Genomic DNA, 12908 nt, shown 5'->3' with positions numbered 1-12908 from the left:
GTATTCTAGTTCACACCATTAGAAACAAAATAAACCAAAAAGTGTGGCAATATTGAATTTACCATATTATTAGATTATTATAAATGTATTTTTGTATTTATAATATTACAATTATATTACTAAAAACTGAATGTTCAGAACTTTAGAATATAAAGTAACTATTTCATATAAGAATATAATAAACTTCACGAAATATATTTAGGAGTACTCGCTATCCTTCAACCAAAGTTTAATCTCTTAAACAACTACTCAATTTCCAACTTCTCCATGCATTATTCTTTTATTAAATGAAAACTGAATATTTATAGCACCATTTTTATCAAGACTCATTCCCACTTGTTTGGTAAAAAAATCGCCCCCGGTCATTATTGATATGACTAGGAGCGATTTGTTAATTATTTTTTGATGAGAACTACATTTGAATCTTGGACGATATATTGATTATCACCGATTTGGTACATGCCTGGAACATAACGATATACTCGATATTGTTCGCCTTTCTTCAATACTCTTGGCAGTTTCGTTGTTTTGTCAATGGATTCCCAAATAACAGTGTCTTCAAGAATGGTAACTTTACCAATTTGACCTGGAGTTAGCTCAAGGCCTTTCCACATTTGTTTTGGACGTTTGTTCGCTGGTAATTGGTTTTTAGCGACCATTTCTTTCGAAGGTGTTTCGTAAGAAATGGCTGCTGTTCGTTCTAACCAGATGTTTCCACCTAGACCAAGCATCGGAGAAATCGTTTGTTTAACCGCTAGATTTTGTCCTTTTACTGCTTCGCCTACTTTTTTCAAGCGATTGTTTTCTAATACGTACATAGGTGTTGTTTTGTTCACTTGCAGGCAACTAGCTTTCGCATTTTCGTCACATGAGTGTTGAGCAAAATACTTGGCTGCACCTTCTGCGTACAAAATCGTAAAGGTAGAGAATTTGTTGACTGTAAATTGGATTCCTTTTGTATCTTTTTCATACTCTACTAATTTTCCTTGAACTAGCTCTTTTGTTCCATCGCTATGTTCGATGAAAATAGCTAAGTTATCTAGTTGTTCTTGTGTAGCATTTTTTGGAAGCGGTAATGTTAAGTCGACCGAACGATTTTGCATATTCGTTTCAATTTCCATTGGACGTCCTAACACGTTTACTTTTTTATTCCCAACTACTTTTTGTACTAATGTGTCTTTTTTAGCTCTTTCTTCGACCACATTTTTCTTCGCTTCCTCTTTCATCGGAACGACACGGAAGTTGAGATCTTTTCCGAAATCTTTCATCGAAGTTTGTGGAATATAGATATGGCCATTTGCTGTGAAAATTTCTAGATTTGCTTTACCTTCAGAAAATGCATTTACTGCGTCTTTTGGAATCGCTACATTAACTTCATTTACTTTATCTTCATTATCTGAAATTACGATTCTTGCAGTGTCTTGATTTTGTTGTTTTAATTTATTAATCGAATCTTTTACATTTTGCGCGTTTAGAGTTACCGAATCTTTTACAGTTCCATCTAATTCTGTAGTACGCTTAACCGTTGTATTGGCAATAGTTGTTCCAGTTTCAGCCTTAATATCTTCTACTTTTGGTTGTGATGGGGTTGATGATCCGCCACCACTAGTACCTGGATTCACTACTGGATCTGTCACTGTTACTTTTACTTCCACTTTGTTTTTACCATGTTCAATTGTAATTGTAGTTGTTCCTTTTGCTTTTGCAGTTACTAATCCTTTTTCTACTGTTACTACTTTATTATCCGCAACAACGTATTTTGCTTCTGAAGTTACGTCTTTTACTGTTGCTTCACCTTCTACAGGTTTTGACGTTTCCTCCACTACAAGTTTACTTGTACCGCCAGTTGTTAATTTTATATCTGTATTATCTACCGATAAAGTAACAACTGGGTCTGGATTCGGAACTACTACTTTATCTGTAACAGTTACGTCTACAATCACTTCAATGTCACCATGTGTAATTGTAACCTTCGTTGTTCCTGCTTTTTTTGCAGTAACTAATCCCTCTACCACTGTTGCGATACTATCTTCATCAACTACATATTCTGCATCTTTTGTTACTTCATTCTTTTTAACTTCTCCATCTTTTAAAGTAGTCATTTCTGTAACAGTAAGCTGTTCAGTGTCCCCTACTGTTAAATTAACTTCCGTGTTATTTACTATTAGTGTAATAACATCTAGGACAGGTACTTCTTTTACTACTACTCGAACTTGTTGAATCAATTCATTATTATATATAACATCAATAATTGCCTCACCTGCAGCTACCGCTGTTACAATTCCATTTTCTACTTTCGCAATTGCATTAAGCGAACTTTCGAATGTCGCTTGTGCAGTCACATCTTTTTCATCTGTTGTCCCATCTAATTTTTTTGTTGTTTCAGTAACCTTTAGATTCGCTTGATCTCCAACTTGTAGGTCAATTTTATCTGTATTTACTGAATAAGAAACGGTATCTTTTGCAAGTATTGTATATTTGTACTCCGCTTTATTTCTTGCCGCATCATTAACGTAGATTGTCACTGTGTTTTCACCCAGAGTTAAATCTGTAAGATTAAGTGAGAATGCGCCATCTTTTCCAAAAGCAACTTGGCCTTCACCAATTTTCTTACCTTCGGCATTCGTTAAGTCGTACGTAACGAATAGTTTTTTATTAACATCAAAATCCATACCAATTTTAGATAAAGGCTCTTGGAAATCAAAATATTTGTCAATAATTTCCCCTTTAAATATATAGCTAGATTCGATTGTATTGTGTGATTTTGCCGCCTCAACTTTCGCAGCACTGTTTTTCACAAAAAGTGGTTCAAAATCCCAATTGCCATACCAAGCTTTAGCTCCTGTTGACAATTGTGCATAAAACGAAGTCATATAAACTCCTTCAGGAATTGGTACTATCTCATTATCTAAATTTGTATACTTGTCCGTCATTGGAAGCGTATACAATCCTGCAATACGGCTATTCGCAGCACTAATATGACCAATATCTTCGTTAAAATTAGCACTTAACAAATCATGTAACCTAATATAGTTTGAGCCGTAGCTTCCAACTAACTGGAGTGACATAACTGGCAAAACTTTCTCCACATCTGGATTAAATGATATATCGTGATCTGTAAGCTTGACATAATGTACTCCTGTAGCTAAAGTTTTCGGTGAGAAATCGGCTGCAAATGGCAATGAAATTTGAGTTCCATTTCCTTCTATATAAATGTAACCGAGAATTTCGTCTCCAGCTTTTCCTGTTGCTTTCGGAGCAAACAATGTCAGTTCAATTAATTCTGTACCATTCAAAGTAAATGTTGGTTTATTCACAGTAACCTTTGCGGCACCAAATGCTTTTGTCGTTTCAACTCGGACCGTGTATTGCCCCCCGTTTCCAGCGATATCTTTCACCCTAATTTGTTTTTTCACGGTAACATCACCGTCTTTTACCTGACCGAGCTTGCCAAATGTCACCGTACCTTTTTCGTTGTTTACTACTTTGTTGCTAAGTATTGTTTTATCAAGCGCATATGCAAGGATTTTCGGGTATGCAGCTTCGTAAGGTTGAACTCGCCCCGGTCCTTGTGCGAATACGTCAAACGACTTCGTATCAAGTACTTTTGCAGTATTTGATAATGCTACTTTAACATCGAACGGCGTCCATTCAGGGTGTGCCTGACGAATTAATGCTGCAATTCCCGCAATATGTGGTGTCGCCATTGAAGTACCTGTGTATCTATCATATGATTCACTATAATCCGCGTTTGGAAAGTCTTTTCCATAAGCAGGAACTGAAGACATAATATTTGTTCCAGGCGCAACTACGTCCGGTTTAATATCGTAATCAGGATTTGCAGGTCCACGTGAACTAGAAGAGTTCATTTCATCACCTGTCGTAAATGATGACGTAATATTACTGAATGAAACTTTTCCCGTTCCGGTTCCTAATGCATCGCGAAGCGCCTTTCCTTCAGTATAAGACATATCAAATGCTGGAATGAATTGGAATGAGTCACCAAGGAATACATCCGCTGGTCCAGGTGTACCCGATCCGGTTAAAGAGTTATGAATTAAAACTGCTTTTGCTCCTGCCGCTTTTGCATTTGCAATTTTGTCAACAAACGCTATATCTCCACGAGAAATAAGTGCTACTTTATCTTTAACATCGATACCTGTGAAATCTTTAGAATTACCTACACCAGGTATTGCAACGACATCGAATTCACCTTCTAATGCCGGAGCCAACTGTTCTCCAAATTTAACACCCATCAATTTTACAATAGAAGTTTTGCTGTAAGCTCCTGCATTTACAGAAACACTTGCTGCAAAACTTTCTTCTGGATTCGTTGAGTTCCCTACTGCTATTCCAAGTGCAGCTGTAGATGGATTTCCGATTGTCCCCCGATTTGGTCCCGAGTTTCCTGTAGCAACAACAGCTACTGTTCCCCCTAACATAGCATTATTAATAGCAATGGAGTCCGATGCAGTAGAACTGTTTGAAGTTCCCCCAAGCGACAGGTTAATAACATTCATTCCGTCCTTAACAGAATCATCAATCGCTTTAATAATTCCCGATGATGCACCACTTCCATAACCACCTAATACTCGGTATGCATACAACTCCACTTTGGGAGCAAGCCCTTTAATGCCATATTTATTTGCACCAATTGCCGCAATTGTTCCCGCAACGTGTGTTCCATGGGATGTGTAGAAGGAATCCCCTTGCGCATTGAACTCTGCTGTAGTTGCAGCACGGTCCAATGGAGATGTCTCGTATGGATCGTTATCTGTGCGCGGACGTGCATATTGGCTAGTGTGTGTAATATAGTTCTTCCCGCCTTTATAAACGCCAGCGAATTCAGGGTGATTATAGTCAATTCCAGTATCAAGAACAGCTACTTTAACCCCTTGTCCTTTAATGTCTTTAGACCAAAGTTTTTCAATCTCTAGGAATGGAACACTCGTCAACATTGCTGCTTTAACATCGCTGTCAACTTTAGATGGTTCGCCGAGAGCATATCTCATTTCATCAGGCTCGACTAGCACGACGCCATCAATTTCAAGAAGCTTCGGTAAATCGTCTGCTTTTACCGTTGCCGCAAAACCATTGAGAACTGTATCGTAAGAAAAACCTTGTTTAAAAGAGATTTTCTTTACTTTCAATTCTTTTAGTACGTTCATTTGCTGTGTATTTACTTTCTTTTCCACAGAAGCTGCATCCGAACTTGTGAATTTTTTGCCAGCAAACTCTTTAATACCTTTTTCAAGTGCTACTGGTTTTTCTGATAAATGAATGATGACAGGTACATCTTTGTCGCCTGTAACCCCTTTCAAATCTTGGTGAATGGTTGCCTCACTATTTAACAAATTTAATTGTTCATCAATAGCTGCTTTTACAAGTAAATCACTTTCGCTTTGACCATCATTTACCAATGGTACTGATTGCTGCTCGTTTGCTAATACCGAGAATGGCGATAGCATAGAAAGAACCATTACGAAAGCAAGAATACTACTGAAGAACTTAGTAAACTTCAATTTTTTCAAATCTTATTTCCCCTTTTCCCCTAATTTCGCATAATTCATGCGACATTACCAACTTATCACATTTTTAATAGTTTGAAAACTATTAAAATTCAGCATTATTAAATTATTCGGAATTATATACTTATACATATCTAATGAGTTTGTATACTTATTCATTGATGCACTCTTTACAAAAATACAACTCTTTGTTTATTAAAGAAAATTTATTAACACGAGTTTTCATATAAGTTTACTTGAATTTTTATTCATACTTACTAATCCAAGTTCTATGAATAAATAATTTAGTGAGAGTTTAGAATTATATTCTTCATGATAAGCATTATTTCAATTTTAATGTATATATTTTCATAGTTGATCTATCTCACAACTTGTATATACTTTTTAGTTAGTCGGATAATGAAAATCTGAATCTCTAAAACCGTATAATATTAATTAAGTCACAACTACTAAATTCAGTTATATCTTTTGTACCTTTATAAGCAAAAAAATCGCTCCCAGTCATAATTAATATGACTAAGAACGATCCATTGAACTAGAACACTATAATTATTTTTTTAGTAGAACTACGTTTGAATCTTGCACGATATATTGTTTATCACCGATTTGGTACATGCCTGGAACATAACGATAAACTCGATATTGTTCGCCTTTCTTCAATACTCTTGGCAGTTTCGTTGTTTTGTCAATGGATTCCCAAATAACAGTGTCTTCAAGAATGGTAACTTTACCAATTTGACCTGGAGTTAGCTCAAGGCCTTTCCACATTTGTTTTGGACGCTTGTTCGCTGGTAATTGGTTTTTAGCGATCATTTCTTTCGAAGGTGTTTCGTAAGAAATGGCTGCTGTTCTTTCTAACCAGATGTCTCCACCTAGACCAAGCATCGGAGAAATCGTTTGTTTAACCGCTAGATTTTGTCCTTTTACTGCTTCGCCCACTTTTTTCAAGCGATTGTTTTCTAATACGTACATAGGTATTGCTTTGTTCACTTTCAGGCAACTTGCTTTCGCATTTTCGTCACATGATTGTTGAGCAAAATACTTCGCAGCACCTTCTACGTACAAAATCGTAAAGGTAGAGAATTTGTTGGTCGTAAATTGGATTCCTTTTGTATCTTTTTCAAACTCTACTATTTTTCCTTGAACTAGCTCTTTTGTTCCATCGCTATGTTCGATGAAAATAGCTAAGTTATCTAGTTGTTCTTGTGTAACATTTTTTGGAAGCGGTAATGTTAAATCGACCGAACGATTTTGCATATTTGTTTCGATTTCCATTGGACGACCTAACACGTTTACTTTTTTATTCCCAGCTACCTTTTGAACTAATGTGTCTTTTTTAGCACGTTCTTCGACAACATTTTTCTTCGCTTCCTCTTTCAACGGAACGACACGGAAGTTGAGATCTTTTCCGAAATCTTGCATCGAAGTTTGCGGAATGTAGATATGCCCATTTGCCATGAAAATTTCTAAGTTTGCTTTACCATCTGCAAATGCATTCACTGCGTCTTTTGGAATCGCTACATTAACTTCATTTACTTTATCTTCATTATCTGAAATTACGATTCTTGCAGTGTCTTGATTTTGTTCTTTTAACTTTTTAATCGAATCTTTTACATTTTGCGCGTTTAGAGTGACCGAATCTTTTACAGTTCCATCTAATTCTGTTGTGCGCTTAACCGTTGTATTGGCAATCGTTGTTCCAGTTTCAACCTTCATATCTTCTACTTTTGGTTGTGATGGGTAATATGATCCGCCACCGCCAGTATCTGTATTCACTACTGGATCTGTCACTGTTACTTTTACTTCTACTGTGTTTTCGCCATATTTAATGATAATAGTAGTCGTTCCTTTTGCTTTTGCAGTTACTAAACCACCTGTTGATACTGTTGCTATTTTTTCATTTGCAACAACGTATGTTGCTTTTGCAGTTACGTCTTTTACTGTTGCTTCCCCTTCTGCTGGTGTGGAAGTTTCAGTCACGTTCAGTTGATTTGTACGACCAGTTGTTAATTTTATGTCTTTAGTATCGACTGTTAATGTAACTACTGGTTCCGGGTTCGGAATTACTTCTTCATCTGTAACAGTTACATTTACAGTCGCTTCATGTCCATTATGTGTAATTGTAACCTTCGCTTTTCCTGCTGCTTTCGCAGTAACTAATCCTTCTACTACTGTTGCGATACTTTCATCATCAACTACATATTCCGCATCTTCCGTTACTATATTATCTGTCGGTTCGCCATGGTTCGGAGTAGTCACTTCTGTAACAATAAGCTGTTTGGTTCCCCCTACTGTTAAATTAACTACCGTGTTATTTACTATTAGTGTAATAACATCTGGAACAGGTGCTTCTGTTACTACTACTTGAACCTGTTGGATTAATTGGTCTGCATATTTAACATCAATGACTGCCTCGCCTGCAGCTACCGCTGTTACAATACCATTTTCTACTTTCGCAATTGTATCATGCGAACTTGCGAATGTCGCTTGTGCGGTCACGTCTTTTACAGATGTTGTCCCATCTAATTTTGTTGTTGTTTCAGTAACTGTTATATTCCCTTGATCTCCAACTTGAAGTCCAAGTTTATCTGTATTCACTGAATAAGAAATGGTATTTTTCGCAATTATTGTATATTTGTAGTCCACTTTATTACTTGCTGCATCAGAAATGTGGATTACGACTGAGTTTTCCCCTTCAATTAAGTTGGCAACATCGATTGAGAATGCACCATCTTGTTTGATAGTTACTGGGCCTCCACCAATTTTTTCCCCTTTTGCATTAAGTGCTTCGTATGATACAGACAGTTTTTCATTTACATCAAATTTATACCCAATAGCTACAAGAGCCTTGATAAATTTAATATAATCATCCACAATTGTTCCATTAAACTGATACTCAGATTTTAAAGTTTCATGTGTTTCTGCTGTATCGATAGTCGATAGTATACTCTTCACAAATAATGGCTCTGGATCTGCATCGCCATACGTGGTACTACCACTAGTATTTGATGCATAAATGGCTAGCGAATAAGCTCCGTCAGGCATATTTACAATTTCATCATTACCATTTGTATATTTTCCATCGATTGAGTAAGAAACTGGTCCTGGTACACTTGGAACCGAACCTGCATTATAGTAGACTGTTCCAATTTCATCCCCATTGTTTAGTAAGTTTGATAGTTCCACGGAGATTTCGCCATATTTAGTGGTCCCAGTTCCACCTAATACCCCTGATACGGTCGATGATTTTTTTGTACTTTTACTATGAAACGATAAGTCATAGTCAGATACTTTAACGCCAGATACACCAACAGCCTTTATATTATTTGGTGTGAATTCTGCTGCAAAAGGTAAGGAAATTTCTTTTCCATTTCCTCTTATATACACATAACCAAGAATTTCGGCTGCTGCAGACACCACTGTTTTTGGTGCTTTCAATGTTACATCGATCATTTCCGTACCATTCAATTTGAAGGCTGGCTTATTAACAGTAACCGTTGCCCCAGTGAATGCTTTTGTAATTTGAACATCAACCGTATAGTCCCCGCCAAGTTTTGCAACGTCTTCTACACGAATTTTTTTTGTTACTAAAATATCTTTTTCAGATATTTCACTCAATTTGCCGAATCTCACAGTCCCTTTTTCGTGTTCAATTATTTGTCTTTGGATAGAATTGCTATCTAGCGCATAAGCAAGAACTGTTGGGAATGCCGCTTCAAAAGGTTGAACACGCCCCGGCCCTTGTGCAAAAACGTCATACGAAGTTGTATTTAAAAGTTTTGCAGTATTTGATAGAGCTACCTTTACATCGAATGGCGTCCAAGCTGGATTCGCTTGCAGAATTAACGCACTTATAGCTGCAATATGTGGCGTCGCCATTGAAGTACCTGTTTTTCTAGCAAATGCTCCGCTATAATCTGCTCCTGGATCGTCTTTTCCATACATAGGTATTGTGGACATTATATTCGTACCTGGTGCAACTACATCCGGTTTTATATCAAAATCTGGATTTGTAGGTCCACGTGAGCTTGAGGAACTTAACGTGTCTCCTCCAGTTACCGTATTCGTAAAATTGCTAAATGAAACTTTACCTGGTTTTGAAGCAAGCGCAGTTCTAAGCAATGTACCTTCTGGGAAGGTCATATCAAATGTCGTAATAAAGTTAAATCCAGAACTCTGATTAGAATTTATCAATCCAGTACCTGTATTATTATGAATAAGGACTGCAACTGCTCCAGCTTTTTTTGCAACATCAATTTTGTCAGCAAATGTTGTATCCCCACGGGAAACTAGCACAACTTTCCCCTTAATATCAATACCTTCATAATCCTTTGCTGCACCAAAATTAGGTATGGCAACTAGATCATACTCACCAGTAAGTTGTTCACCTGGTTTGTCACCAAATTTATATGCCATAAAATTAAGATCATATGACTTGTCGTAAGATTCCGCTTTTACTTTTAATGTTGCCCCTTTTTCCGTAATGGTTGGATTGGTGGAGTTACCAACCGCAATACCTAGTGCAGCTGTTGCTGGGCTTCCGATAGATCCACGAGCAGATCCTGAGTTCCCTGTCGCTACAGCCGCTACAGTACCTGCTAACATCGCATTGTTAATCGCGAATGCATCAGCTGTAACTGAACTCATAGAAGGCCCACCTAAGGATAAGTTAATAACATCCATTCCTTCTTCAACCGCTGCCTCAATTCCTCTAATAACCCACGAAGTATACCCACTTCCATATGCACCCAAAACGCGGTATACATGTAATTCTACTTCTGGAGCAAGGCCACTAATTCTGAATTCATTTGCACCAATTCCTGCAATAGTTCCTGATACGTGAGTACCGTGAGAAGTAACAAATGTGCTACCACTTTGTGTCACAGGAGTATTTGGATTATTTGGATCCCGGTCTAATGGAGCTGTTTCATATGGATCATTGTCATCACGGTGGCGTGCATAGTCACCATCATTAGGTACAAAGTTTTTCCCACCTTTATATACTCCAGCGAATTCAGGATGCTTGTAATCAATTCCTGTGTCGACTACTCCAACTTTAATCCCTTTCCCTTTAATTCCTTTTGCCCAAACTTTTTCAATACCTAGAAAAGAAATACTTGTATTATTTGCTTCACCGATATTTCCATTTATTGCATCAGCATTTTCAGATTCTTCATTGTCTAGTGCAAATCTTATTTCATCTGGCTCTATTAAAGTGACACCATCGATTTCAAGAATCTTTTCTAAGTCACTAGCCTTTACCTTTGCTCCAAAACCATTTAAAACAGTATGGAAAGAATAACCTTCTTTATATGAGATACTTTTTGCATTCATTTCTTTTTCTACAAGCTTTTGTTGAGAGATTACTTTCTTTTCCACAGAAACTGCTTCCGAGCTTGAGAATTTTTTCCCAGTTAACTCTTTAATACCTTTTTCAAGAGCTACTGGTTTTTCGGATAAATGAATGATTACAGATACTTCTTCATCTCCTGCCAGCCCTTTTAAATCTTTGTGAAGGGTTGCCTTACCATTTAACAAACTTAATTGTTCATCAATAGCTGCTTTTGCAAGTAGATTACTCTCGCTTTGACTATTATTTACTATTGGTGCTGCTTGCTGCTCGTTTGCTAAAACCGTGAATGGCGTTAACATAGAAAGAACCATTACGAAAGCAAGAATACTACTGCAGAACTTCGTATACTTCAATTTCCCCAATTCTCATTTCCCCTTTTCCCTAATTTCACACACTCCGTGCGATATTATCAACTTATCATAGTTATAAGAGTTTGAAAATACATAAAATTTTAATTATTAAATATATTTAGAACATTACTTTATTAAAGGGTGAATATAAGTCATAAAGTTGGTTTTCGTATAAAGTTATGTTTTCGTATATCTAATTATCACTAGTGTCGTATTAAATTAAGGTGAATGAGAAAAACGCAAGCCGCCGCATTTAAATTTATCTTGTCTTTACTATTTCCTGAGTGCTTTGAATGAAACATTGGCTACACTATTAATGAAGACTTTTATGAAAGATGTTTGCCCATGGTCCTCTTGAAATATTATATGTAGAAACAAGGTACATTAGGTTTGGTTAATGAGTGAATAGATACTTTTCTATTTTCTAAAAGCGGACGAAGAGTATATTTCATCAGCTCAGTACTTCTTTATTAATAGATTAGATGCAATCTATTTTTTCAGATTCCATTTGCGCTATTAATAAGCACTGGAAAGTACTCGTTCATTATTTCTACGAAGCATATTGTCTCCCTTAATTGCACTGTTGATTGGAGCGGGAGGCGGCCATTCCTAGGGAAGCATCAAGACCCTGAACTAAAGTGGTGCGAAGGAAGCGGGTTGATGTTTTCCCCAGGAAAGCGTTCTCTTGCAGAGGAAATCAATCTGTTCTTGACAAGAAAATTCATATACTTTCTTTAAAAAAATACAGGTTATACTGTTACCGTTATATTTATGAGTCATGGAGTGACTGCGCAATCTAGTGACAGTTCTCAAAATATTTCTCGTACTTGATTGAGTTTTCTCTAAAGTTGTAATGATGAACGGACTAGCTGTTGATGCGTCAGGATTCACCTAAATCGAATACGCATTCATACCCCTTCTCCACTAAACCAAATGGTAAGCTATTCGAAATCAACAGTATTACTAAAAACAAAGACATCACTCTTGTCCATTAATATTTTTGATTTAACACACTTCTCCAAGAAATTATAATTCGTTCAAAAATTTTTATTTATAAAAGAAACATCATATTCTGTCGAAAATTCGAATCTTGACACAAAAAATGCCGCTCCTAGGCATGTTTAACATGACTAGGAGCAGCTCGTTTTATTTGCAATTTTACTTCACTGAGGCACATTATCAAATACTACATAATTGTTTTTCCCTGCTCTTTTTGCTTGGTACATGGCTTTGTCTGCATGCTTTATCAATGTTTCGGCATCTTGTCCATGTTCAGGGTAAATCGCAATTCCTATGCTTGGTGTAACCATTACTTGATGGTCCTTAATATCAAATTACCTCTTTAATTCATGTAAAATGGTGTTAGCAATTTTGAACGCTTTTTCTTTATCTAATAGAGGAAGCGTGATGATAAATTCATCCCCTGCTAACCTTACTACGCAATCACTTTCAGGAACACAGCTTGTCAAAATGAACGCCACTTGTTGAAGTAAAAGGTCTCCAACATCATGTCCGAACGTATCATTAATTTCTTTAAAACTGTCTAAATCGATAAAGAGAATACTTAATGTTTCATCGCTTTTCGATATACTAGTTAAGTTTTTAAGTAGATTTTCGTCAAAGAAACTTCTATTTGGTAATTGAGTTAAAGGGTCTATGTATGCCAATCGTTTTATT

Annotated in this window: 2 protein-coding genes and 1 pseudogene; all 3 read right to left on the bottom strand. The window is 36.6% G+C overall.

Annotated elements, in window-relative coordinates:
- Positions 1–395: 395 nt before the first annotated feature.
- On the bottom strand, positions 396–5531 hold the full coding sequence (locus tag PB01_RS04200) for a S8 family serine peptidase (RefSeq protein WP_151699029.1): 5136 nt from the start codon (positions 5529–5531) through the stop codon (positions 396–398).
- A 546-nt stretch (positions 5532–6077) separates the two neighbouring features.
- Positions 6078–11243, bottom strand: a complete 5166-nt coding sequence (locus PB01_RS04195; protein ID WP_151699028.1) for a S8 family serine peptidase — start codon at positions 11241–11243, stop codon at positions 6078–6080.
- 1151 nt (positions 11244–12394) lie between these two features.
- A pseudogene (locus PB01_RS04185) lies at positions 12395–12898 on the bottom strand (diguanylate cyclase domain-containing protein).
- Positions 12899–12908: the final 10 nt, after the last annotated feature.

Origin of the sequence: Psychrobacillus glaciei (assembly GCF_008973485.1) — a bacterium.
Lineage (GTDB): Bacteria > Bacillota > Bacilli > Bacillales_A > Planococcaceae > Psychrobacillus > Psychrobacillus glaciei.
The sequence above is the reverse complement of the archived record's forward strand: the minus strand, read 5'-3'. Positions and strand labels throughout refer to the sequence as shown.